Origin of the sequence: Burkholderia sp. ABCPW 11 (assembly GCF_001523445.1) — a bacterium.
GTDB lineage: Bacteria > Pseudomonadota > Gammaproteobacteria > Burkholderiales > Burkholderiaceae > Burkholderia.
Window position 1 is genome coordinate 166,953 of sequence record NZ_LOVM01000041.1, and the last position, 24,407, is coordinate 191,359.

Consider the following 24,407-nt stretch of genomic DNA (forward strand, 5'->3'; position numbering starts at 1 on the left):
CCCGCAGCACCGCCGCGTGTCGATCGCATGCGAGTACGGGATGCGCCGCCCGAATACATGCTTCGCGCCGTGTGCAGGATCGCCGGGCACGAAGCGGCTAAAACGAGGATAACGATGAAGAAGATCTTGCTTGTGTTCGGGACCCGGCCGGAGGCCATCAAGATGGCACCGCTGGTGCGCGCGCTGAAGGCGCAGACGGATGTCGACGCCCGGGTATGCGTGACCGCGCAGCATCGGGAAATGCTCGACCAGGTGCTGACGCTGTTCGACATCAAGCCCGACTACGATCTCAACCTGATGCGGCAAGGCCAGACGCTGACCGACGTGACGACCGGCATTCTTCAGGCGATCGGCATGGTCTTCGACGAATTTCGGCCGGACGTCGTATTGGTACACGGCGATACGACGACCACGCTCGCGGTGAGCCTGGCGGCGTTCTATCGCTATCTGCCGGTCGGTCACGTGGAGGCTGGCTTGCGCAGCGGCGACATCTGGTCGCCGTGGCCGGAGGAGCTGAATCGCCGCGTGACCGATGCGGTGTCGTCATGGCATTTCGCGCCGACCGGGCTGGCGCGCGACAACCTGTTGAGCGAGGGCGTGCCGGGCGGCGCGGTGTCGCTGACCGGCAATACCGTGATCGATGCGTTGCACGAGGTCAAGCGCATGCTGGATCGCACCGCCGCGCTGTCGGACAGGATCGCCGCGTACTTCCCGTTTCTCGAACCGTCGCGGCGCGTCGTGCTGATCACCGGCCACCGCCGGGAAAGTTTCGGCGAACCGTTCCGGCATTTCTGCGATGCGCTGTGCACGCTGGCGAACCGCTATCGCGATGCGCAGTTCGTCTATCCGCTGCACCTGAACCCGAACGTGCGGGAGCCGGCGCGCGCACGGCTCGGCGATATTCCCAATATTTACCTGATCGAGCCGCAGGAATATCTTTCGTTCGTATTCCTGATGTCGCGTGCTTATTTCATCATCACGGATTCGGGTGGCATTCAGGAAGAAGGGCCGGCGCTCGGCAAGCCGGTGCTCGTCACGCGCGAGACAACGGAGCGGCCCGAGGCGATTCAGGCCGGCACCGCGCGGCTCGTCGGCACCGATCGGGACAGGATCGTCTGGGAGGCGTCGCGGCTGTTCGACAGCGAGAGCGCGTACGAGGAAATGTCGCATGCGAGCAATCCATACGGCGACGGCCATGCGAGCGAGCGGATCGTTCATGCGCTGATGCGTACGCCCGGGGCGCCCACGAAGACGACGAGTTTCTCGATGGGCGCCACGGAGATGCCGTTCAACGCGCTCACGCTCGGGTTGCAGGCGTTGCGGTCGCCGTGACACGGAGCGCACGGTAGCCTGCTCGGGCGCCTTCGGTGTGGACGTCGCGCATCCGGTCCGGCCGTTAGGTCGGGCCGATGCTCGCACGTGACGACCCGAAGCGAATTTCCCCGACGCATTCAAAGTCACGCCACCGACACGTCCCGTTCCGGGGCGTGCTTTCTCCCCGTTTGCCTGAAAAGCCCGAATCGCGCCGATCCGACGCCGAATCCGAAATGGCTCGATAATGCGGACGGCGATCCATGCGGACGAACGGCTGGCCGGAGTGAGATTGAAAGGTTGCGCAGGCAACCGGCCGACAGCGGCGTTCGCGGCATCTGCCCGACCGTGCCTGCACGCGACACGGTCGACGAAACGGCGCCACGCCTGCCTGATCGTCCGGAACGTGAGCCGCGCCGTTCGAATCCCCACCCGATGCCTGCCCGGCGGGCATCGCAACCAGGAGGTGAACGATGATCACGCTGACCGTCAACGGTAGCGAGCAGCACTTCGACGGCAATCCCGACATGCCGTTGCTCTGGTATCTGCGCGATGTTCTTGGCCACACCGGCACCAAGTTCGGCTGCGGGATGGCGCTGTGCGGTGCGTGCACCGTGCATCTCGACGGCGTGGCGATCCGGTCGTGCATCACGCCGGTTGCGGCGGCGTCGGGCAAGCGCGTGACGACGATCGAGGGGCTGTCGACGGACCTCACGCATCCGCTGCAGCAGGCGTGGCAGGAGTTGAACGTCGCGCAATGCGGCTACTGCCAGTCCGGGCAGATCATGCAGGCCGCGTCGCTGCTGAAGACGAATCCTCATCCGACCGACGCCGATATCGACGACGCGATGTCCGGCAACATCTGCCGCTGCGGCACCTATACGCGCATTCGCGCGGCGATCAGGCTTGCCGTGCGCGGAGGTGACGCATGAGCGCGCCCGAACTCTCCGTCCGCAACGAAAGCCGTCGCGCGCTGCTGCTCGGTTTCGCGTCCGGCGGGCTGTTGCTCGCGTTCGGCGTGCCGTCGCTCGCGCACGCGGCTGCCCCGGTGCAGCCGCCCGTCAGCGCGAATCCGCAATATGGCGGCGCGGGGATGCCGCACGGATTGCGCGACGATCCGAACCTGTTCGTTGCGATCGCAGCGGACGGCACCGTCACGGTGACCTGCATCCGCTCCGAGATGGGGCAGGGCGTGCGCACGAGCGTCGCACTCGTGGTGGCCGACGAGCTGGGCGCGGACTGGGCGCGCGTGAAGGTCGCGCAAGCGGTCGGCGACGAGCCGCGCTACGGCAACCAGAACACCGATGGATCGCGCAGCCTGCGCCAGAGCTTCGCCGCGCTGCGCCGCGCGGGCGCGGCCGCACGCACGATGCTCGCGCAGGCGGCGGCTGCCGTGTGGGGCGTCGACGTGGGTCAGGTGAAGGTGACGGTGCACGAGGTCGTCGATACCAGGAGCGGGCGCAAGCTCGGCTTCGGCGAGCTGGCGGCGAAAGCGGCCGCGCTGCCGGTGCCGGATACGAAGACGCTCGCGCTGAAGGCGCCGGCCGAATTCCGCTATATCGGCAAGGGCAAGACGGCGTTGATAGACGGACGCGACATCGTCGGCGGCCGTGCGCAGTACGGAATCGATACGCGGCTCGACGGCATGCTGTATGCGGTCGTCGCACGGCCGCCGGCCTACGGCGACACGGTGGCGTCGTTCGATGCATCGACCGCCGAGAAGCTGCCGGGTGTCGTCAAGGTCGTGCAGTTGGCGTCGGCGCCGCTGCCGTCCGGCTTCCAGCCGCTCGGCGGGGTGGCCGTCATTGCGCGCGATACGTGGACGGCCATCCAGGCACGCGCGCAGTTGAAGATCGACTGGAAGCGCGGGCAGCATGCGGACTACGACTCGGCTGCGTATCGCAAGACGCTCGAAGCGGCCGCCGCGCAGCCGGGCGACGTGATCCGCAACGACGGCGACGCGGCCGCCGCGCTCGCCGGCGCCGCGAAACGCGTGCGTGCGACGTACTACATTCCGCATCTCGCCCATGCGACGATGGAGCCGCCAGCGGCCGTCGCGCGGGTGGCCGACGGTCGCTGCGAAGTGTGGACCTGCACGCAGGCCCCGCAGACCACGCGCGACGAGATCGCGAAGGCGCTCGCGTTGCCGACCGAGCGCGTGACGGTCAACGTGACGCTGCTCGGCGGCGGCTTCGGCCGCAAGTCGAAGCCCGATTACGTGGTGGAAGCCGCGCTGCTGTCGAAGGCGGTCGGCGCGCCCGTGAAGCTGACGTTCACGCGCGAGGACGACATCGCGCACGACTACTTCCACGCGGTGTCGCTCGAAGCGTTCGACGGCGGGATCGATGCGTCGGGCAAGGTGGTCGCGTGGCAGCATCGCACGGTCGCGCCGTCTATACAGTCGACGTTCCGGGCCGGCGTCGTGCACGAGCAGCCGGGCGAGCTCGCGCAAGGCATCGCGGATCTGCCGTTCGCGATTCCGAACGTGCGGATCGAGAATCCGGCTGCGGAAGCGCACACGCGGATCGGCTGGTTCCGCTCGGTGTACAACATCCCGCATGCGTTCGGCATCCAGAGTTTCGTGTCGGAACTCGCGCATGCCGCCGGTCGCGATCCGAAGGATTTCCTGCTCGAACTGATCGGGCCTGCGCGGCGTTTCGAGCCGCACATCACGGTGAAGAACGTGAACTACGGCGAGGATCCCGCGCTGTATCCGGTCGACACCGGGCGCCTGCGGCGCGTGATCGAGACGGTCGCGCGCGAAGCCGGGTGGGGGCGCAAGCTCCCGAAGGGGCACGGGCTCGGAATCGCCGCGCATCGCAGCTTCGTGTCGTACACGGCCGCGGTGTGCGAGGTGCAGGTCGGTGCGGACGGCAGGATTTCGGTGCCGCGCGTCGACATCGCGATCGACTGCGGGCCGCAGGTCAATCCGGAGCGGGTGCGCTCGCAGCTCGAGGGCGCGGTGGTGATGGGGCTCGGCATCGCGCTGCACGGCGAGATCACGTTCAAGGACGGCCATCCGGAGCAGAGCAACTTCAACGGCTTCCAGGTGCTGAGAATGAACGAGGCACCGCGCGAAATCCGCGTGCATCTCGTCGCGCCGGACGATTTCGCGACGCCGCTCGGCGGGGTCGGCGAGCCGGGTCTGCCGCCCGTTGCGCCGGCGCTGACCAACGCGATCTTCGCGGCGACCGGCACGCGCATCCGCAGCCTGCCGATTGCCGATCAACTGGCGAAACCGCAGGCGGGTTGACGCGGTATCTGTCCCGCGCCGGGCCGCATCGTGCGGCCCGGCCCCCTCTCGAAGCCCCGAACACCGGGACCCATGATTGGCGTGAACCGGCCCCGATGCTCGGCGTTGTCGTTTGCGAACGACCGTGCTAAATTCCTGCCAGCACTTGCAGTCACGCAACCCTACATTCGGCTGACATGGCCGGCACCCCGGGAGGCAGCACGATGAGCCTGTTGATGTCGCGACGCGATCTCGCGTTCCTGCTGTATGACTGGCTCGACGCCGAGGCGCTCGCCGCGCTGCCGCGCTACGCGGAGCACGGTCGCGAGACGTTCGATGCGGTGCTCGACACCAGCGAGCGGATTGCCGAAGACCTGTTCGCGCCGCACGCGGCGCGCGGCGACCGCGAGGAGCCGCGGTTCGACGGCGAACGCGTGACGCTGATTCCGGAGGTCGAACCGGCCGTGCGCGCGTTCGCGCACGCCGGGCTCATCGCCGCGGGTCACGACGAAGCGCTCGGCGGCATGCGCTTGCCGAAGCTGGTCGAAGCCGCGTCGTTCCTGTTCTTCCAGGCCGCGAACATCGCGACGGCCGCGTACCCGTTCCTGACCGTCGCCAATGCGAACCTGCTCGTCGCGCACGGCAGCGCCGCGCAGATCGACGCGTTCGCCCGCCCGGAGCTGGAAGGGCGTTTCCTCGGCACGATGTGTCTATCCGAACCGCAAGCCGGTTCGTCGCTGTCCGACATTGCGACGCGCGCCGATTTCGAACGCGATTCGCCGCTCGGCGCACGCTACCGGCTGACCGGCAACAAGATGTGGATTTCCGGCGGCGAGCACGAGCTGGCGGAGAACATCGTCCACCTCGTGCTCGCGAAGATTCCCGACGAACACGGCCGGCTGCCGCCCGGCACGCGCGGCATCTCGCTGTTCATCGTGCCGAAGTTCCTGACCGGCGCCGATGCCGGCGCGAACGGCGAGCGCAACGACGTCGTGCTCGCCGGGCTGAACCACAAGATGGGCTATCGCGGCACGACCAATTGCCTGCTGAATTTCGGCGAAGGGACGCGTTATCGGCCGCAAGGGCGTGCGGGTGCGATCGGCTACCTGGTCGGCCAGCCGAATCAAGGGCTGGCGTACATGTTCCACATGATGAACGAAGCGCGCATCGGGGTCGGCGCGGGCGCGGTGGCGCTCGGCTATACCGGTTATCTGCACGCGCTCGACTATGCGCGCAACCGTCCGCAAGGGCGCCCGCTCGGGCCGGGCGGCAAGGATGCGGCCGCGCCGCAGACGCCGATCGTCGACCATCCGGACGTGCGGCGCATGCTGCTCGCGCAGAAGGCTTATGTCGAAGGCGGTCTCGCGCTGATCCTGTATTGCGCGAGGCAGGTCGACGAAGCGCGCGCGCACGACGATGCGGCGGTGCGCGCCGATGCCGCGCGCCTGCTCGACATCCTGACGCCGATCGCGAAGAGCTGGCCGTCGCAGTGGTGTCTTGCCGCGAACGATCTCGCGATCCAGGTGCACGGCGGTTATGGCTACACGCGCGACTATGCGGTCGAACGGCTCTATCGCGACAATCGCCTGAATCCGATTCACGAAGGCACGCACGGGATCCAGGCGCTCGACCTGCTGGGCCGCAAGGTGAGTCAGGACGACGGCGCGTCGCTGCGCGCGCTCGATGTGCGGATCGGCGCGACCGTCGAGCGCGCACGAGCGCTGGATGCCGGCACGCGCGAGCAGGCCGATGCATTGGCCCGGCGTTGGACGAGGCTGTGCGACGTGACGCGCCAGTTGAGCGCGATCGGCGATCCGCAGACGCGGCTGGCGAACGCGAGCGTGTATCTCGAAGCGTTCGGCCATCTCGTCGTCGCATGGCTGTGGCTCGACGTGACGCTCGCCGCGCACGGGCACGACGGCGATTTCCACGACGGCAAACGTGCGGCGGCCCGGTACTTTTTCCGCTGGGAACTGCCGAAGGTGGATGCGCAGCTCGACCTGCTGTCGAGCGTCGACACGACGACGCTCGACATGCGCGACGCGTGGTTCTGAACGTGGTTTCGACGATATTCCGGAATGCAGACGATCTTGCCGATGCCGATGGCCATCGCATGCGCGTCGTGAACCGGCCGCGCGGGGGGATCCCGCCCACAGCACCGATGCGCGGCCACGCCGCGCAAGGAGACAGAAGCGCATGAAAGCCCTGTTGTGTACCGCATTCGGCCCGATCGATCGCTTGCGCATCGAGGACGTCGCGATTCCCGAACCGGCTGCCGGGCAGGTCCGGATCCAGGTGAAGGCGGCATCGCTCAATTTTCCCGACGCGCTGATCGTCCAGGGGCTGTATCAGGTGAAACCGGCGCTGCCGTTTTCGCCAGGCGCCGAGTTTGCCGGCGTGATCGACGCGGTCGGCGAGGGTGTCACCGCGTGGCGACCCGGCGATTCGGTGATGGCGTTTACCGGACACGGCGGGTTCGCGGAGCAGTGCGTGGCCGATGCGCACCAGCTCGCCGCCCTGCCGCCGGGAATGACGTTCGAGCAGGGCGCGGCGCTCGTGCTCGCCTACGGCACGTCGCTGCACGCATTGCAGCAGCGCGCGCACCTGCAGGCGGGCGAGACGCTGCTCGTGCTGGGTGCGGCCGGCGGCGTCGGGATCGCCGCGATCGAGATCGCGAAAGCGCTCGGTGCACGCGTGATCGCGGCCGCGTCGAGCGCGGACAAACTCGCGCTGTGTCGCGAAGCGGGCGCCGACGAGACGATCGACTATACGACCGAAGACCTGCGCCGCCGCGTCGACGAGCTGACCGGCGGACGCGGCGCCGACGTCGTCTACGATCCGGTGGGCGGCGCCAGCAGCGAAGCGGCGCTGCGTGCGACCGCGTGGCGTGGCCGGTTCCTCGTGGTCGGCTTCGCGGCCGGCGAGATCCCGAAGATCGCGCTGAACCTCGCGCTGCTGAAGGAGCGCGACATTCTCGGCGTGTTCTGGGGCGATGCGGTGCGGCGCGATCCGGCGCAGCATGCCGCGAACATGCGGCTGCTCGCCGAATGGTTCGCGGCCGGCAAGGTGCGGCCCGCGATCACCGAACGCGTATCGCTGGCCGGCGCGGCCGACGCGATCGCGCGGATGGCGAACCGGCAGGTGAAGGGGAAGGTGGTGATTTTTCCGGACGCGTGATCCGGTTTCGCCGCGCGGCGATTCGAAGCAGGCCGCGCGGCGGGTTCTTCATGAAAGCGGGCACGGTGCGACCTGCTGTAAAGAGCCGCGACCCGGTTTCCGTTCCGTCCAACCTCGATGCTGGAGACTCAGATGACACACGCCACGCTGCATCTTCATCCCGCTGTCGCGAAATCGCTCGAGACATGGCATGCGATGGTCGAGCGCAAGGATTTCGGCGCGTTGGAATCGATCGTCCATCCGGACGCCGTGTTCCGTTCGCCGATGGCGTTCAAGCCGTACGGGCCGGCGCCCGCGCTGCTGATGGCGCTGCGCACGGTGATCACGATTCTCGAGAATTTCACGTATCACCGCCAGTTCGTGTCCGACGACGGCAAGAGCGTCGTACTGGAGTTCGGCGCGACCGTCGGCGACAAGGCGTTGAAGGGAATCGACATGATCCGCTTCGACGACGACGGCCGGATCGTCGAGTTCGAGGTCATGATCCGGCCGTTCAATGCGCTGCAGGCGCTCGGCGCGGAAATGGGCGCGCGGCTTGGGCAGCAGTTGCCGGCGTTCAAGACTGGCGGCTGAACAGGGTGGGGCTATGGCGTAGCCGGCTCGCGGCTGCGCTGCGGAACCTGCGCGCGAGGCCGTGCGAAGCGTCGACGAGCCGCGCAGCAAGCGCGCGTTCGGGGTGCGCAACCGGCCGCGAACGGGCGACAAGCCGGCCGCCGCGCTGGCCGGCGCGATCCTGCTCGTGTGGGCCGATGTCGCCGCGCGCACGCTCGCGGCGCCGGAGGATCTGCCGATCGGCATCGTGACCGCACTGTTCGGCAGCCTGTTCATCGTCGTGCGGCTGCGTCGGTGCTGAGCGCAGGCGCCGTCAGGCGAGGGCGGGCCGAGTCCCGTGGCCTGTCTTCATCGAAACGGGATGACCGTGTCCGTGCCGCTGTGGCGGCGCATATCGGCGTGCGGGGTCGCAACGTCCTGCGCGACGTCGAAGAGGCTGTCCGGCAGCGCACGTACGGGCAGCGTGATCACGAAGCGCGCGCCGCCGAGCGCCGAATCCTCGAGCCGCACGTCGCCGCCGTGTACCTGTGCGACGCGCCGCACGATTGCAAGCCCGAGCCCGAAGCCGCCGGTTTGCCGGTCGCGGCTCGAGTCGAGCCGCTGGAACGGCTCGAACACGCGGGCGCGCTCGGCGGCCGGGATGCCCGGCCCGTCGTCGTCGACGCTCAGCACGAGCGCCCCGGACCGATCTCGCGTGGCGGCCAGCACGACCTTGCGCGACGCATAGCGGGCGCCGTTGCGGATCAGGTTCAGCAGGGCCCGGGCGACGAGCTTCGGATCGCATACGTGGGTCGCGGGCGCGTCGAGCGTCGACACGTCGAGCGCGATGCCGCGATCGGCGATGTCGTCCGCGACGTTGCCGGCGACGCTGTCGAGCAGCGCGTCGACGACGACCTCCATCGGCGCGAGCTCGCTCGCACCCTGTTCGAGCCGGCCGATCGTCAGCAGCTCGGTGACGAGCTCGTCGAGTTCGCGCACGTCGCGCCGCAGCGCGTCGCGGCGCTCGCGCATCCGGCCCGTTTCGTCGGAATCGGCGAGCAGCGCGAGCCCGAATTCGAGCCGGGCGAGCGGCGTTTTCAGTTCATGCGAGATGCCGTGCATCATTTCGCGCTGCTGCTTGATCGACGCCTCGATGCGCGCGGCCATGTCGTTGAACTGCTGCGACAGCTCGTAGATGTTCGACTTGCCCGACAGCTTCACGCGCGTCGACAGCATCCCGGCGCCGAATGCGCGCGCGGCGTCCTGCAGCCGGCGAATGTCGCGCCAGTGATGGTGAATCCACAGCACCACCGCGAACAGCGTCGCGAGCGCGAGCAGCATGTACGCATAGATGCGGATGTCGAGGTCGGGCGCCTCGATCGGCCGCGCATGCAGCACCGAGCCGTCCGCGAGCGGCATGTAGTAATCCTTGCCGTCGTAGCTGATCGCGATTCGGCCGGCATCGAGATCGCGCAGCGGCGCGCCGCTCAGTTGCGCACGCGCGTCGGCCATCGACATGAACCCGAACCCTTCGCGGCCGTGCAACGCCAATTCGCGCAAGGCGAGCTCGCGCTGCGCGCCCGGATGGCGCTCGAGGTAATCGTTCAGCACGAACGCGTAGGTCGTCAGCGAGTCGCGCTGCGCCTGCGCGACGCGCTCGTAGAAGATCCGGTCGAACGACAGCTGGATGAAGACGATCGACGCGCCGACGCACAGGATCACGACGAGGTACAACCGGAGCAACGGGCGCAGCATTTACTCGTCCCACGCAGAAGGGCTGAACAGATAGCCGCGGCCCCAGATCGTCTTGATCTTGTGCGGCTCCGATGACGCGTCCTCGAAGCGGCGGCGCAGCTTCGAGATGCCGGAATCGACCGAGCGGTCGAGCCCGTCGAATTCGATCCCCCGCAATTGCTTGAGGATGTCGTCGCGGCTCAGCACGGTGCCGGCCGCGCGCGCGAGGATCAGCAGCAGGTTGAATTCGGCGGTCTTCAGCTCGACCGGCTCGCCGCGCCACGTGACGGTGCGGTTCGGCGGCGAGATCGTCAGTTCGCCGAATACGAGCGCGTCGGGCGCGACGGCGCTCGCTTCCGCCACGGCCGGCTGCGCGCGGCGCAACAGCGCACGGGCGCGCGCGACGAGCACGCGCGGCTCGATCGGTTTCGTCACGTAGTCGTCGGCGCCGGTTTCGAGCCCGGCGACCTGGTCGTACACGTCCGCGCGCGCGGTCAGGATCAGCACGGGGACATTGGTGAACGCGCGGATGCGCCGGCAGACTTCCATGCCGTCGAGATTCGGCAGCATCAGGTCGAGTATCACGAGGGCCGGCTGGTGCTCGCGCACCGCAGCGACGGCGAGGTCGCCGCGCCGCACGACCGTCACCGCGAATTCATAGCCGTCGAGGTATTCGCGGACGAGCTGCGCGAGGCGATCGTCGTCCTCGATCAGCAGCACACGGTATTTGAGCGGAACTTCGTTCATGGTCTCCTCAGGATGCGCGCGCCATCTCGTTCCCGGCAGCCCGATGCACGGTGCGGCACGCGAATTCTATCCGGCGGACCGGCTGCCGGGGCAGCGGGGCGACAATCTCGAACAATCGAACACAATTGCGCACAGATTCTCCGCACATTCAGGACAGTCTCGGCGCAGGGCGGCCCCTAGACTGCGGGCTTCGTCACTTGGATCTCGATATTGTGCGCCCATCCCTTCGCCGCTACCGCTATTGCATGCCGCTCGCCGGCCTGACCCTCGCCGCCGCCGCCCACGCGGAAAACCAGTACTCGTTGTCGCTCGGCGGCGGATTCGCACCGCGCTATCAGGGCAGCAACCAGTATCGCGGCGTCGTCGCGCCGTCGTTTTCCGCCACGTTCGGCAACGGCTTCTTCGTCGACAGCACGCAGGGCGCCGGCTACCGGCTGAACCTGCCGCACGGTGCGTTCGTTTCGGCGGCGGTGAGCTATGACGCGGGCCGCGCGGACGAGAACCGCTTCGACCTGCCGGGCTCCGACTACCTGAAGGGGATGGGCCGGATTCCCGGCTCGGTGCTCGTCGGCGTGCGCGCCGGCGTGACGCTCTTCGATGCGGCGGAACTGAGCATCACGGTCGACACGCCGGTGACTCACACGTCGCGCGGCGTGTCGGGGCACGTCGATCTTGCGGTGCCGGTACTCAAGACGTCGCAGCACCAGATCGTCGTGACGGGTACCGTGCATGCGGGCTCGGGACGCTACATGCAGACCTTCTACGGCGTGACCGACGCGCAATCGATGACGAGCCGGTTCCGGCCGTATTCGGTGAGCGGCGGGATCGACAGCGCGGCGATGGCGGTGGCGTGGAACTGGACGCTGACGCGGCACTGGTCGGTGCTCGCGACCGGCGGCGTGACGCGGCTGCTCGGCCGCGCCGGCGACAGCCCGATCGTGCAGTCGCGCAACACCTACTACGGCATCGCGGGCGTGACGTACAAGTTCTGAGCGGATTGCCGGCGCGGGCCGGCGCGCAGGTGCACAGGATCCAGCTGCGTCGCGCCGTCGCTGCGAGCCGCGTGCGGTAACATGCGGGCGGGTTCGGCGTCAGGCCGGCCCTGCGACGCCGGTGCGCCGAGGCGGCTCGGCCGGGTCGCGAAAAGCCGCCGTTCGCCGACCGGCTCCATCAGGAAACGGCCGGCAGCGTGCGGAACCGATCACGCATGCGATGCCCGGTCGTGCACGAATGCCGCACAGGGACCGCCGGGCCGCGACAGGGAGAAACCGATGAAGAACACGATCGCGATGCTCGTTGCACTCGTTGCAGGTGCAACCTTTGCAGGATGTGCGGACATGGACACGAAGCACCCCAACGCCACCGCGGGCGGCGCGGCCAGACCTCCTTTGGCGCCGGGCGCCGCGCAGGTATGCAAGGCGAATGCCGCGCCGGACGATGCGCTGGTCGGCAAGACCGAGACCGATGCGACCGCGCTGCTCGACGGCTGCCTGTGGCGCGTGCTCGAGCGTGACGGGAAGTCGTTGCCGGGCACGATGGATTACCGGGAGGAGCGCCGCAATCTCGGCATTCGCGACGGGAAAGTGATCTGGGTGCGGCGCGGGTGAGGCATTCGGCGTCAATGTGGCGTGCCTTCGTGCGTGTCGTGATCCCGCACGTGTTGCCCGGCGTTGCCGTGCGTGCCGGGCCGTCGATGACGATGAGGGTGCGGGCGCTCGCATGGGTGCTGACGGTGCCGGGCGTGCTTGCCGGATGCGGGCCGCGCGACGGCGATGCGTCGGCCGACGCGCGTACCGTGTGCATCACCGGATACAACGAGTACACCCGCAAGATTCACGAATTCTGGCTCGACAACGAGCATCGGTCGGGATGCTTCGGCAATCCGTCGGCACGGGACGCGGGCGACGCATTCGGCGGCGGCGGCGGGTTCGCGTGCGGCTGCAAGGTCACGCCGGGGCGGAAGGTGAAGCTGTACTGGGCATTCGCGCAGCCGCTGGACGAGATCCAGCGCGGTGTCCCGGCGGAGCACGAGACGATCGACGTGACGATTCCGCAGCCGGAATCGTCGACGTCGCGTTATCTGCGCGTGTATTTCCGGAAGAACGGCACGGCCGAGCTGCAATGGGTGGACGACATGAACGCGCCCGAACTGCGGCCGACCGCGAACCAATGAGCGTCGCGATGCGCGTGCGATCGGACGCGCGTTACTTCGAGATGTACCACAGCGCGTCCGCGCTGACGCGCGACGGCTGAGCGGCCGCAGCCGGGGCTTGAGCCGGCGTGGGCGGCGGCGTGTTCGACGTGATGGCCGTCGGCAGCGTGGCGGGAATATTCGCGGTCGAAGGCGAGGCCGTCGCCGTTCCCGACGTCGACGGCGTATTCACGTACCACAGCGCATCGGCCGAGGCGGTGCGTTTCGCCGTCGCATTGGGCGCCGCGCTCGCTGCCGGACTGGCCGACTTCCTCGATGCCGAGGCCGATGTGCCGGCCGTCGCCGCACCTGCCGTACCGGCCTGCGCGGTCATGCCTGCGGCCGCCGCACCCCGCTGCGCGCGCGCTTCGAACGGCCCGAGCTGGAAGATCAACGTTTGCGCGGGACGTGTCAGAACGGCATACGGGAATTGCAGCTCCCACGACATCAGCACGCGTCCCGACGACGTTTCGGTGAAGATCGCCGGTACGTGCTTCATGTCGCTGAACTGCACGTAGATCCGCGCGCCGTCGTCGAACACCTGGGTCGGCTTGGCCTGGTCGGCGCCGGTCACCGTCCATCCGAAGTTGTACGTACCGGCAGGCCCGGCGGGGCCGCCCTGCGGCGGCGGAGGCGGCGCGGCCGGCGATATCGACCGTGCACGCGTGACGGGCGGCGCCGACACGCTCAGGCTCGCGAACGGGTTGTACGTCTGCGCCTGTTGCGGCGGCGTGAAGGACGGTGGAAGGATGGGCATGGGGGTATCCGGCGAATCCGGCATGGTCCGGATTGCATCATAGACCTTGCGCGCGTACGCGAGGCGCTTGTCGGGCGACGCGGAGTTGTACGCGCCGATCGCGTTCCAGTTGGGGCCGAGCTGGCGGATGTTCTGCGACAGGATCCACGCGCCGACGTACGCGTTCGTGCACGCATCGAACAGGCTTTCCCGCGTGATGCCTTCGCGCGCGAGCGTCGGCAGCCACGTGCTGTTGATCTGCATCAGCCCGATGTCGACCGTGCCGTTGGTATTCGTGTTCACCGCGTTCGGATTCATCCCCGATTCGACCTGCGCGATGCCGCGCATCAGGCTGACGCTCACGTGCTGGAACGCGGCCGCGTCGTCTAGGCAATCGGCCCGCGCGACGCCGCAGAGCGCGCACGAGAGCGCGATCGTCGAGGCGACTGTCAGCGTGTCGCGGCTGAGCGGGCGAGTGATATGACGCGGCATGGCAGGATGGGGCGGAATCCGGCCGCCCGGTGCAAGGAAATTACGCAGACGCGAAGTGTGCCATAGCAAGCGGGCAAATGGCTCGCGTCAAACTTTCCTTTGCATTTGTCCACGCATGCGCCGCGCATTTTTATCGCGCCGGATCACGGGTCGAGACGATGGCCGGTCGGTAAAAATGGCTGGCATTTGCGCGCATGCGATTACAACGGCAGCGACTGGATCCTGACGTATTACGTCAGTTGCGCGATGAAACTGGCGATGAACGGAGCGAAAAGGGGAAATCGTCCAACGGCCGTTGCCGGGGCGAAGGAAAGCGGCATGAAAAACGGCGACCGAAGCCGCCGTGTGCACGATGCGAAGGCGCCGGCCACGCCGCGCGCAGCCGGCCATCTCGAGCATGCCGTCAGAAACGGTGACGCAAGCCGAGGTTGACCATCGTCTGCGAGCTCGTGCCCGCATAACCGTACGATCCGATCGATGCCTGCGCGGCCATCGAGCCGCCGTTGCCGTCGCCGGTCTGGCCGCTCGCGTGCTGGTACGCGGCGGTCAGGTAGACGTCAGTGCGCTTCGACAGGCTGTAGTCGGCGCCGGCCGATACCTGGTGATAGGTCGCCGACGTGTCGCCGCCCGAGCGCGTGTAGCTGTAGCCGACGCCGACGAGCAGCGCATTCGTCGCCTGGTAGTTCACGAAACCTTGCCCCGTGTTGTAGTGCTCGTTCGAGCCGAACACCGAACTTGCGTCGCGGCGGTACTGCGCGTTGCTGTAGCCGAGGCCGAACGTGAACGGGCCGGCGACGTACTGGCCCGCGATGCGGGCGATGCCGAGCGAGTGCGCGCTGGCATAGCCGCTGTTGATCGGGCCGTCGAACGTGCCGTCCGACGAACTGGTCCAGCCGTTGCGCAAGCCGTTCGACGCGGGGCTGTTGGTCGCGTGGAAGTAGCCGCCCGCGACGCTGAACGGCCCGTTGTTGTACGACACGGCGGCGGAGTACGACTGCGCGGCGCCGGTGCTGCCGGCGATGCCGCCGAACGAATACATCGCCGAGAACTGCAGGCCTGCATAGACGGCCGACGTGTACTTCACCGCGTTGTCGACGCGAAAGCTGTTGTCGTAGTTGTCGACGTCGCCCGGCGTCGCGAACACGCTGCCGAGGTAGTTGTCGGCGGTGATGCCCTGCACGAGATCGACGAGCGGATCGTACTGGCGGCCGAACGTGAGCGTGCCGTAGCGGTCGCTCGTCAGGCCGACGAAGGCTTGCCGGCCGAAGAGGCGGCCGCCCTGGCCCTGCCGGCCGTTGCTCGGGTCGAAGCCGTTCTCCAACTGGAACAGCGCCTTCAGCCCGCCGCCGAGATCCTCGGTGCCTTTCACGCCCCAGCGGCTGCCGGCCAGATTGCCCGCGCTGCTGTTGCCGAGCATCCACGCGTTGTCCTTGCCTTGCGCATGGTTCACATAGGTGAGCGACGTGTCGATCACGCCATACAGCGTGACGCTCGACTGCGCATGCGCGACGGGCATCGCCGTGATCGACGCGAGCGAAATCAGCGAGAGGGTCGTGCGTTTCATTTTCATCTCCTTGCGCATGGGTGTGGGTTCGTGATTCGGAATGGCAGGAGACTACAGAGCCGCAATAAAACGGCAAAAATGAAATTCTTCGTTGTGGCCTGATGCCGACAGGCACATTCCCGGAAACTCACTTTTGAGGGATTTGGATTATTGAGCGGTATGTATCAATGGATTGCCGTTTCTCGATTTTTCCATTGCGTTTTGCGCGGGGCGTGATAATTCGGCGCGATATTCGGGTGAATGCCCGCAGGCGCGATATTGTTATCGATCCGTCAAATCATTATTTAACGAATCGAATTGGCCGGCCCGGAACGAATGTGATAACCGCGCGCGATTCGCATCCGGCGGCGGTATCGACTTCGCCATCCGTCGCTGCGTCAGCGTCGCTCGCGTACCGAAACCGCGGTCACCATCTCGTTTTGTATATAATAATCATTATCATTTACAAAATGGTTGACGCCTGCGCACCCCGGAACCCGGCCATGTCCCTGTCCCTCCATCGAGAAATCGACGCCCTCCATGCCGGCCGCCACGTGTGGCTGCGCGGCTGACCACGCTGCAGGTCCGACCATACAATCGCCGCGGCCGTTACGCCGGCGCGCGGCTTCGACAGGAATCCAGATGAATCTGAAGACGAAGACCGGCGCGCGCCGCCGCTTGTTGCGCACGATCGCCGGTGCGGTGCTTGCACTATCCGTCGGCGTCGGCGTCGGCGCTGGCGCGTCGGCGCCCGCATTCGCCGCCGATGCGCCGCAGCGCGTCACGCGCGTCGCGATGCTCGTGCAGTTGCACGGCCCGAACCTGAAGGCCGACGAACGCATCGGCCAGCATCTCGGCGAACGCGGCTACGCGGTGCGCCTGATCGACGAGGCGGCCACGCCCGATGCGGCGCGCGACGCCGATCTGGTGGTGATCTCGTCGACGGTATCGTCGAAGAACGTGCGGCCCGGCTGGCGCACGCTCGACAAGCCGCTCGTGACGTGGGAAAACGACCTGCTCGACGATCTTGCGATGACGGGCAAGCGGCACGACGTCGACTTCGGCGAAACGGGCAAGGAGCGCTACCTGTGGCTCGTCAATGCGCCGCATCCGATGGCGGCCGGGCTGCCGGCCGGCGCGACGAACGCGTACGGCAAGCAGGCGCCGATGAGCTGGGGCAAGCCGGGGCTCGGCGCGATCACGATCGCGACCGTGTACGGGCAACCCGACAAGGCCGCGATCTTTGCATACGAGAAGGGCGCGACGATGGACTACGAAACGCTCGCGCCGGCGCGCCGCGTGATGTTCTTCCTCGACAACGACACGTTCACGAACCTGTCGCCGGCCGGCATCGCGCTGTTCGACGCGGCGGTGGATTGGGCGGCCGGGCGGCGCTGAGCCGCCACGCGTCGATCACGCGGCCGGCAACGGGCGCCGCCGCGACGCTGCGTCGATGAGTTGCGCCAGCGTCTGCGCGGGTTCCGACATCGTGCGCCGTGCGCGATGCACGAGCCCGATGTCGCGGTGAAACGTGTGATGCCCGAGGTCGATCGCGCGCACGCCGGCCGGCCAGCGGCGATAACCGGCGGTCTGCGGCACGATCGCGACGCCGACGCCGTTTTCGACCAGCTTGACGATCGCGTCGAGCTCGTCGAGTTCGCAGGTGTCGCGCACCGCGATGTGCATCTTGCGCAGAAAGCGGTCGACCTGACGGCCGCCGAAGGACGCGCGGTCGTAGCGCACGAACGGCTCGCGCGCGAGCAGGGCGGCCCAGTCCTTGCCTTTCACGCCGCGCGGCACGATCAGCCGGAACGGCTCCTGCGCGAGCGTCGTCCAGTGCAGGTCGCTCTGCAGCGCGAACGGCGGCCGGATGATCGCGGCCATGTCGATTTCGCCCGCATCGACCCGGTTGACCAGCTCGATCGACAGCCCGGGTATCACGCGCGTCCGGCACGCGGGATGCAGGCGATGAAACTCGGCCAGCGCGGCCGGCAGCAGCGCGCTCTGCACCGATGCGATCGCGCCGATGGTCACGCGCACGGCGGCCGGCGAGCCGGGCGCGGTCGAGCTCAGGTTCTCGTACAGGCCGATCAGCGCCTGCGCCTGGTCGAGCACGTGATGGCCCCGCTCGTTGAGCCGCGCCGATCGCCCTTGCCGATCGAACAGCGCGAAGCCGAGTTCGGCTTCGAGACGCTGCATCTGCGCGCTCACGGCCGCTTGCGTGAGCCCGATACGATTGCCGGCCGCGGCAAAGGTGCCTTCCCGGGCGACGGCGACGAGGGTTTTCAGCTCGCGGATCATTCATCGATTCCGTTTGTGAATCGCAAAATTATATATTGATTTAATTTTTGCTCGGCCTTGTCTAACATGGTGCGGTCCTCGCGCCACGCGAGCATTTCTTCACGAGGCCATCATGAGTCTTTCCCCGTTTCACCTCGCGATTCCGGTCTACGACCTGCCGGCCGCACGCGATTTCTACGGTCGCGTATTTGGGCTCGCGGAGGGGCGCTCGAGTGCACAGTGGGTCGACTTCGACTTTTACGGGCATCAGCTCGTGATCCACGAGCATCCGAAAACCGCATCGCAGGAAGGCGCGCATACGAATGCGGTCGACGGTCACGACGTGCCGGTGCCGCATTTCGGGATCGTGCTCGACTGGGCGAGCTGGGAAGCGCTGGCCGAACGCTTGCGCACGTTCGGCGTGACGTTCGCGATCGAGCCGTATGTACGGTTCCAGGGGCAGGTCGGCGAACAAGCGACGATGTTCCTGTTCGATCCGTGCGGCAATGCGCTCGAATTCAAGGCGTTCCGCGACATCGGCCAATTGTTCGCGAAGTAACCGGCGGCGGCGCGGCGCCGATCGAAATCGGATGAGAGAATGCAGCCGGCGGCCCGAGCGCGCGCAGGTGCGACGGCCGGCGCGCGCCGCACGGCATCCGTCCGTGCGCGCCGTTCTCCAAGGAACCCGTATGGACAGTCACATCGCTCCGGTGGAGCTGAAGAAAGCCTACCGTCTCCTCAATCACGGCCCGACCGTGCTCGTGTCGGCCCGCCACGACGGCGTCGACAACGTGATGGCCGCCGCCTGGGCGTGCGCGCTCGATTTCCTGCCGCCGAAGCTGACCGTCGTGCTCGACAAGTCCGCGAAGACGCGCGAACTCGTCGAGCGCAGCGGCACGTTCGTGATTCAGGTGCCGACGGCCGCGCAACTGCAGCTCACGCATGCGGTCGGCAGCCACAGCCTCGCGCAGCGGCCCGACAAGCTGCGCGAAGCGGGCGTCACGCTGTTCGACGTCGCCGGTCACGACCTGCCGTTCGTCGCCGGCTGCTCGGGCTGGCTCGCGTGCCGGTTGATTCCGGAGCCGCACAATCAGCAGACCTACGATCTGTTCATCGGCGAGGTGGTCGGCGCATGGTCCGACACGCGCGTGTTCCGCGACGGCCACTGGTATTTCGAATCGGCCGACCCCGCGCTGCGCAGCCTGCACTACATCGCGGGCGGCAATTTCTATGCGATCGGCGAATCGCTGCACGTCGATCCGGACGCGCAGTAAGCGCCGGGCGCACTGTCGCGGATCGGGCGCGCTTCATGCGCGCTTTTTCAATTCCGCGAGCATGAGGTCGGCGAACGCCTGCGCGACGCGCGGCAGCGTGCGCCCGCGCTTCGCGACGAGCGCGATCGGCCGTACGAACGCGCGATCGTCGATCGGCTTCGCGACCAGGTCGGGCTCGGCGCGCACCTCCCGTGCGGTCGCGGGCAGGATCGTCACGCCGAGGCCGCCGCGCACCATCGCGACGGCCGTCATCATGTAGGTGGGCTCGCATGCGATATCGGGCGTGCAGCCGGCCGCTTTCAGCGCGGCATCGACGACGCTGCGCACGCTCGTGCCCTGCGCGGTGAGCACGAGCGGCGCGCCGGCGACGTCGGCGGTGCTCACGCGGCGCTTGCGCGCGAGCGGATGATCCTTCGGGCATACGGCGACGAGCCGGTCGGCGCCCGCGTACAGCACCTCCAGCGTCGCATCGAACGTGTCGCCGCCGGTCAGCCCGAGATCGGCTTCCTCGTTGCGCACCAGCGCGGTGACGAGGCTCGCGACGCCGTCGCGGATCTCGAAGCCCGCGCGCGGCACGTCGCGCCGGAACGACTGGATCAGCTCCGGCAGCACGCTGGACGCGAAGGTCGGTAGGCAAGCGAGCCGCACCGTGCCGCTCGTGCCTTCGCCGAGCGCGCGCGCATCGCGCAGCACGCGCTCCATGTCGTCGAGCGAGCGCTGCAACAGCGGCAGTAACTCGCGCCCGGTCTGCGTGAGGGCGACGCTGCGGCTGTTGCGGTCGAACAGGCGCGCGCCGACGATGTCCTCGAGCCGGCGAATCTGCACCGTCAGCGCCGGCTGCGACAGATGCAGCCGCGCGGCGGCGCGCGTGAAGTTGCCGGCGTGCGCGACGGTGACGAACGCGCGAATGTCGCGAAGATTCAGATCCATAACGCTTCGTGATTGCTGCGATCAAATCATTTCAATTGTGCTATCGCTGCGCCGACCTTACGCTCGTCTCCAACAAAAGACAAGGTAGGAGACACCGATGCTGCCGTTACTCGGGCTGGGCACGATCGTCGTGCTGCTGGCCGCGATTCTGTCGAAGCGGATGTCGCCGCTCGTCGCGCTGATCGTCGTGCCGATCGCCGCGTCGCTGCTCGGCGGCTTCGGGCTGCACACCAGCAAATTCGTCATCGACGGGCTGAAGGGGCTCGCGCCCGTCGTCGGGATGTTCGTGTTCGCGATCCTGTATTTCGGGACGATCACCGACGCCGGCACGCTCGATCCGATCATCGACCGGATCCTCGGCGCGGTCGGCACGCGGCCGACGCGCATCGTGATGGGCACGACGCTGCTCGCGCTGCTGATCCACCTCGACGGCTCGGGTGCCGTCTGCTTTCTCGTGACGATTCCGGCCGTGCTGCCGCTGTACGACCGATTGAAGATGGACCGGCGCGTGCTGGCCGCCGCCGTGTCGATGGCCGCGGGCATCAACTTCCTGCCGTGGACCGGGCCGATGATTCGCGCGTCCGCGTCGCTGCACCTGCCGGTGTCGGCGCTGTTCAATCCGCTGATTCCGGTGCAGGCGATCGGGCTCGTGTTCGTGTTCGGCGTCGCGTACTGGCTCGGGCGGCGCGAGGAGAAACGGCTCGGGCTGTCGCGCAACGATGCGTCGATTCCGTTGCCCAAACGCGAGCTGACCGCCGACGAGCAGGCGCTGCGCCGGCCGCACCTGTTCTGGTTCAACCTCGTGCTGACGCTCGTCGTGCTCGGCACGATGGTCGTGATGGGCGAGAAGATTCCGCCCGCGATCATGTTCATGGTCGGGCTCTGCATCGCGCTGATGGTGAATTACCCCGACGTCGACATGCAGCGAAAGCGCATCGACGCGCATGCGCGCGCTGCGCTGATGATGGCCGGCATCCTGCTCGCGGCCGGCGTGTTCACCGGGATCATGCAGGGCAGCGGGATGCTGAAGGCGATGGCGCAGGCGGCGGTCGGCTTCGTGCCGCCGTCGATGGCGGGCCATATCCCGGTGGCGCTCGGTCTCGCGTCGATGCCGCTCAGCATGCTGTTCGATCCCGATTCGTTCTACTTCGGCGTGCTGCCGGTGATCGCGGAAGTGGCCGGCCAGCTCGGCGTGCCGGCCGTGCAGGTCGGGCAGGCGGCGCTGCTCGGCCAGATGACGACGGGGTTCCCGGTCAGCCCGCTCACGCCCGCGACGTTCCTCGTCGTGGGCCTGTGCGGGATCGAGCTGGCCGAGCACCAGAAATTCACGTTTCCGCTGCTGTTCGGCGCGTCGATCGTGATGACGATCGCCAGCGTCGCGCTCGGCATTTTTTGATTCTTCCCGGCGGCGCATTTCGCCGGACGACGGTACGGACATGACAGCCATGCAAACTGAACGACGCGTGCGAATCGGCGCGGGCGCCGGCTACTCGGGCGACCGGATCGAGCCCGCGGTCGAACTGGCCGAACACGGGCAGCTCGACTATCTGGTGTTCGAGTGCCTGGCCGAACGCACGATCGCGATCGCGCAGCAGGCGCGCCGCAACGATCCCGCGCTTGGCTACGATCCGCTGCTCGACGCGCGGATGCAGGCGGTGCTGCCGGTCGCGGCGGCCAGGCGCGTGCGGATCGTATCGAACATGGGTGCGGCGAACCCGTGCGCGGCCGCACGGCGTACCGCGCAGATCGCGCAGTCGCTCGGCATCGCGGGACTGAAAGTCGCGGCGGTCGAAGGCGACGACGTGCTCGACGTCGTGCTGCGCGGCGCGTTCCGTTTCGAGGAATCGGGCGATGAAGTCGCCGCGTATCGCGACCGCATCGTGTCCGCGAACGCGTATCTCGGCGCCGCGCCGATCGTCGATGCGCTCGCGGCCGGCGCGGACGTCGTGCTGACCGGCCGCGTCGCCGACCCGTCGCTGTTCGCCGCGCCGCTGATCCATGCGTTCGGCTGGCGGATGGACGACTGGGACACGCTCGGCCAGGCGACCGTCGTCGGCCATCTGCTCGAATGCGCGGGGCAGGTGACGGGCGGCTATTTCGCCGATCCCGGCTACAAGGACGTGCCGAATCTCGCGCGGCTCGGCTTCCCGATCGGCGAGGTCGCGGCCGACGGCTCGGTCGTGATCACGAAGGTGCCGCATGCGGGCGGCCGCGTGAGCGCGGCGACCTGCAAGGAACAACTGCTCTACGAGATTCACGACCCGTCGCGATATCTGCAGCCCGACGTCGTGGCCGATTTCACGCGCGTGGCAGTCGCCGAGGAAGCGGCCGATCGCGTGCGCGTGACGGGCGGGCGCGGCACCGCGCGGCCCGATACGCTGAAGGTGTCGGTCGCGTATGTCGACGGCTGGATCGGCGAAGGCCAGATCTCGTACGGCGGCCCGGGCGCGCTCGCCCGTGCGCGTCTTGCACTCGACATCGTTCGCGAGCGGCTCGCGCTGACCGGCGTCGCGGCGAGCGAATTGCGCTTCGACCTGATCGGCGTCGATGCGCTGTATGGCGACGCGACGCCGGCCGCGCGCGGCGAGCCGGCCGAGGTGCGCGTGCGGGTGACCGGCCGGGCGGCGAACGCCGCCGAAGCCGCGCGGATCGGCAACGAAGTCGAGACGCTCTATACGAACGGGCCGGCCGGCGGCGGCGGCGCGTTCAAGTCGACGCGCGAGGTGATCGCCGTGCAATCGGTGCTGCTGCCGCGCGCGGCCGTGACGCCGTCGTTTTCATTCGTGGAGGCCTGATGCAACTGCGTGAACTCGCGCATGCGCGCACCGGCGACAAGGGCAATACGCTGAACGTGTCGGTCATCTGCCGCGATCCGCGTCATTACGATCATCTGCGCATGCATCTGGATGCGGAGGCGGTCAAGGCATGGCTGGCGGGCATCGTCCACGGCGACGTCGTGCGCTACGAGTTGCCGGCGCTCGGCGCGTTCAACTTCGTGCTGCGCGATGCGCTCGGCGGTGGGGTGACGCGCTCGCTTGCGCTCGATGCGCACGGCAAGTCGATCAGTTCGGCGCTGCTCGCGATCGAGGTGCCGGATCCGGCGTAACGCTGGCGTAGTGCCGGGACGGGGCCGGGCGCTCACGGAATCGGGCACGCGCGGCGACAAGATCATTCATACGCACTACACGGTGAAGTTCGACGCCGCGTGCGGGCGTCAAGTCGTGCCGAAGGCGCTGCGCGACGGATACTGAGTCGTCGCGCGCCGGAACGGGCGGCGTTACGCCGCCCGCGCATCACACGTACAGGTAGCGCACGAGGTGAAAGAACACCGGCGCGGCGAAGCAGATCGAATCGACGCGATCGAGCATGCCGCCGTGGCCGGCGATCATCGAGCCCCAGTCCTTCGTGCCGAGCGAGCGCTTGACGGCCGACAGCACGAGCCCGCCGACGAAGCCCGCGATCACGATCGCGAGCGAGATCCCGAACGCCGCGCCGAAGCCGAACGGCGTCACGCGATACAGCGACGCGCCGCACAGCGTGGCCAGCAGGCCGCCGCCGACGAAACCCTCGATCGTCTTCGACGGCGACAACTGCGGCGCGATCTTGCGGCGTCCGAACAGTTTGCCGACCACGTACTGCAGCACGTCGCTGATCTGCACGACGAACAGGAAGAAGAACAGCAGGAGCGCGTTCTGCCCCGCGTAGTGCGGAATGTCGAGGATCAGCACGGCCGGCGCGTGGCTCAGCCCGTACACGCACACCATCAACGCCCAGTTGATCTTCGCGTTGCGGCTCAGGAATTCGCGCGTGTCCTGCGTGAGCGCCGATACGAGCGACATCGCGAAGAACAGGTGCACGGGCACGAAGATCGAGTACATCCCGTACCAGTTGATCCCGAGCAGCAGGTACTGCACGGGGATCGCGACGAAGAACGCGATGAAGAGCGTCGTATGGTCGCTCGCCGTGGTCGGCGTGAGCGTGATGAATTCGCGCAGCGTCAGGTACGACAGCAGCGCGAACACCAGATACGTGACGTTGTTGCCGAGGCCGATCGCGATGGCCATGATCGCGATCATCGCCCACCATGCGCGGATGCGCTGGTTCAGGTTGACGATGGTCGCGCTCGTGCCGCCGCTGCGCGCGCCGAGGATCGCGCCGATCACGGTCGCGACGACGAGCACGCCCGTGACGCCCGCGACCAGTTCCCAGAAGAGGGTTCGCATGGTTGA

Annotated in this window: 23 protein-coding genes and 2 pseudogenes; 18 read left to right on the forward strand and 7 right to left on the reverse strand. The window is 67.7% G+C overall.

Going from position 1 to position 24,407, the window contains the following annotated elements; genetic code table 11:
- The first annotated feature begins 114 nt into the window (after positions 1-114).
- From wecB to WS61_RS18060, 7 genes and pseudogenes are all read left to right on the forward strand, one after another.
- Positions 115-1,332 carry a non-hydrolyzing UDP-N-acetylglucosamine 2-epimerase gene (gene wecB / locus WS61_RS18030; protein ID WP_059502028.1) on the forward strand — a complete coding sequence of 406 codons (1,218 nt, stop codon included), beginning with the start codon at positions 115-117 and terminating at the stop codon, positions 1,330-1,332.
- A gap of 452 nt (positions 1,333-1,784) precedes the next feature.
- A complete protein-coding gene (locus WS61_RS18035) occupies positions 1,785-2,243 on the forward strand; it encodes a (2Fe-2S)-binding protein (RefSeq protein WP_059502030.1) in 459 nt (152 codons plus the stop codon).
- Positions 2,240-4,564 carry a xanthine dehydrogenase family protein molybdopterin-binding subunit gene (locus tag WS61_RS18040; RefSeq protein WP_059502032.1) on the forward strand — a complete coding sequence of 775 codons (2,325 nt, stop codon included), beginning with the start codon at positions 2,240-2,242 and terminating at the stop codon, positions 4,562-4,564. The genes WS61_RS18035 and WS61_RS18040 overlap by 4 nt, the downstream gene beginning before the upstream one ends.
- Positions 4,565-4,767: 203 nt before the next feature.
- Positions 4,768-6,597 (forward strand): acyl-CoA dehydrogenase, encoded by a 1,830-nt coding sequence (locus WS61_RS18045; protein WP_059502034.1) that lies wholly within the window; start codon positions 4,768-4,770, stop codon positions 6,595-6,597.
- 142 nt (positions 6,598-6,739) lie between these two features.
- The gene (locus tag WS61_RS18050; RefSeq protein ID WP_059502035.1) at positions 6,740-7,720 is read left to right on the forward strand and encodes an NADPH:quinone oxidoreductase family protein; all 981 of its coding nucleotides are present in this window, start codon (positions 6,740-6,742) and stop codon (positions 7,718-7,720) included.
- Between the two features lie 132 nt (positions 7,721-7,852).
- Positions 7,853-8,293, forward strand: a complete 441-nt coding sequence (locus WS61_RS18055; RefSeq protein ID WP_059502037.1) for a nuclear transport factor 2 family protein — start codon at positions 7,853-7,855, stop codon at positions 8,291-8,293.
- A gap of 133 nt (positions 8,294-8,426) precedes the next feature.
- A pseudogene (locus WS61_RS18060) lies at positions 8,427-8,573 on the forward strand (iron chelate uptake ABC transporter family permease subunit); the annotation flags it as partial.
- A 47-nt stretch (positions 8,574-8,620) separates the two neighbouring features.
- Here WS61_RS18060 and WS61_RS18065 read toward each other — a convergent pair.
- Complete coding sequence (locus tag WS61_RS18065) at positions 8,621-10,006, reverse strand: ATP-binding protein (RefSeq protein WP_059502041.1); 1,386 nt, start codon at positions 10,004-10,006, stop codon at positions 8,621-8,623.
- Positions 10,007-10,732: a response regulator gene (locus WS61_RS18070; protein ID WP_059502044.1), complete on the reverse strand. Its 726-nt coding sequence runs from the start codon at positions 10,730-10,732 to the stop codon at positions 10,007-10,009.
- A 245-nt stretch (positions 10,733-10,977) separates the two neighbouring features.
- Here WS61_RS18070 and WS61_RS18075 point away from each other — a divergent pair, with 245 nt between their 5' ends.
- The 3 genes from WS61_RS18075 (at position 10,978) to WS61_RS18085 (ending at position 12,905) form a co-directional block, all read left to right on the forward strand.
- Positions 10,978-11,724, forward strand: a complete 747-nt coding sequence (locus WS61_RS18075; protein ID WP_059502046.1) for a MipA/OmpV family protein — start codon at positions 10,978-10,980, stop codon at positions 11,722-11,724.
- Between the two features lie 279 nt (positions 11,725-12,003).
- The gene (locus tag WS61_RS18080; protein WP_059502048.1) at positions 12,004-12,339 is read left to right on the forward strand and encodes a hypothetical protein; all 336 of its coding nucleotides are present in this window, start codon (positions 12,004-12,006) and stop codon (positions 12,337-12,339) included.
- A gap of 14 nt (positions 12,340-12,353) precedes the next feature.
- Positions 12,354-12,905 (forward strand): hypothetical protein, encoded by a 552-nt coding sequence (locus WS61_RS18085; protein ID WP_257127287.1) that lies wholly within the window; start codon positions 12,354-12,356, stop codon positions 12,903-12,905.
- Positions 12,906-12,936: 31 nt separating this feature from the next.
- Here WS61_RS18085 and WS61_RS18090 read toward each other — a convergent pair whose 3' ends face one another.
- Positions 12,937-14,151, reverse strand: coding sequence for a transglycosylase SLT domain-containing protein (locus WS61_RS18090; protein ID WP_059502049.1), 1,215 nt, complete (start codon positions 14,149-14,151; stop codon positions 12,937-12,939).
- Between the two features lie 99 nt (positions 14,152-14,250).
- Between WS61_RS18090 and WS61_RS34930 the strand changes: the two genes are divergently transcribed.
- Positions 14,251-14,583, forward strand: a complete 333-nt coding sequence (locus tag WS61_RS34930; RefSeq protein ID WP_157692752.1) for a hypothetical protein — start codon at positions 14,251-14,253, stop codon at positions 14,581-14,583.
- Here WS61_RS34930 and WS61_RS18095 read toward each other — a convergent pair.
- Positions 14,555-15,715 carry a porin gene (locus WS61_RS18095; protein ID WP_059502127.1) on the reverse strand — a complete coding sequence of 387 codons (1,161 nt, stop codon included), beginning with the start codon at positions 15,713-15,715 and terminating at the stop codon, positions 14,555-14,557. The genes WS61_RS34930 and WS61_RS18095 overlap by 29 nt on opposite strands.
- Positions 15,716-16,336: 621 nt before the next feature.
- Here WS61_RS18095 and WS61_RS18100 point away from each other — a divergent pair.
- Positions 16,337-17,092, forward strand: a complete 756-nt coding sequence (locus tag WS61_RS18100) for a hypothetical protein (RefSeq protein WP_059502051.1) — start codon at positions 16,337-16,339, stop codon at positions 17,090-17,092.
- Positions 17,093-17,107: 15 nt separating this feature from the next.
- Here WS61_RS18100 and WS61_RS18105 read toward each other — a convergent pair whose 3' ends face one another.
- The gene (locus WS61_RS18105; protein ID WP_059502053.1) at positions 17,108-17,995 is read right to left on the reverse strand and encodes a LysR family transcriptional regulator; all 888 of its coding nucleotides are present in this window, start codon (positions 17,993-17,995) and stop codon (positions 17,108-17,110) included.
- Positions 17,996-18,107: 112 nt separating this feature from the next.
- Between WS61_RS18105 and WS61_RS18110 the strand changes: the two genes are divergently transcribed.
- Positions 18,108-18,533, forward strand: a complete 426-nt coding sequence (locus WS61_RS18110; RefSeq protein WP_059502055.1) for a VOC family protein — start codon at positions 18,108-18,110, stop codon at positions 18,531-18,533.
- Positions 18,534-18,663: 130 nt separating this feature from the next.
- A complete protein-coding gene (locus tag WS61_RS18115) occupies positions 18,664-19,248 on the forward strand; it encodes a flavin reductase family protein (protein WP_059502057.1) in 585 nt (194 codons plus the stop codon).
- Positions 19,249-19,281: 33 nt separating this feature from the next.
- On the opposite strand, the gene WS61_RS18120 is transcribed toward WS61_RS18115, so the two are convergent.
- Positions 19,282-20,178, reverse strand: a complete 897-nt coding sequence (locus tag WS61_RS18120) for a LysR family transcriptional regulator (RefSeq protein ID WP_059502059.1) — start codon at positions 20,176-20,178, stop codon at positions 19,282-19,284.
- 97 nt (positions 20,179-20,275) lie between these two features.
- On the opposite strand from WS61_RS18120, the gene WS61_RS18125 reads away from it, so the two are divergent.
- The 4 genes and pseudogenes from WS61_RS18125 to WS61_RS35695 form a co-directional block, all read left to right on the forward strand.
- Positions 20,276-21,574, forward strand: coding sequence for a CitMHS family transporter (locus tag WS61_RS18125; protein WP_059502061.1), 1,299 nt, complete (start codon positions 20,276-20,278; stop codon positions 21,572-21,574).
- A 40-nt stretch (positions 21,575-21,614) separates the two neighbouring features.
- Complete coding sequence (locus WS61_RS18130) at positions 21,615-22,973, forward strand: acyclic terpene utilization AtuA family protein (RefSeq protein WP_059502063.1); 1,359 nt, start codon at positions 21,615-21,617, stop codon at positions 22,971-22,973.
- Positions 22,973-23,284: a hypothetical protein gene (locus WS61_RS18135; protein ID WP_059502065.1), complete on the forward strand. Its 312-nt coding sequence runs from the start codon at positions 22,973-22,975 to the stop codon at positions 23,282-23,284. Before WS61_RS18130 ends, WS61_RS18135 begins: the two co-directional genes overlap by 1 nt.
- Positions 23,285-23,315: 31 nt before the next feature.
- Positions 23,316-23,429, forward strand: a pseudogene (locus WS61_RS35695) (topoisomerase IV); the annotation flags it as partial.
- Between the two features lie 42 nt (positions 23,430-23,471).
- Here the strand turns inward: WS61_RS35695 and WS61_RS18140 are convergent.
- Entirely contained in the window at positions 23,472-24,401 is a 930-nt protein-coding gene (locus WS61_RS18140) for a phosphatidate cytidylyltransferase (protein ID WP_059502067.1), read from the reverse strand.
- Positions 24,402-24,407: the final 6 nt, after the last annotated feature.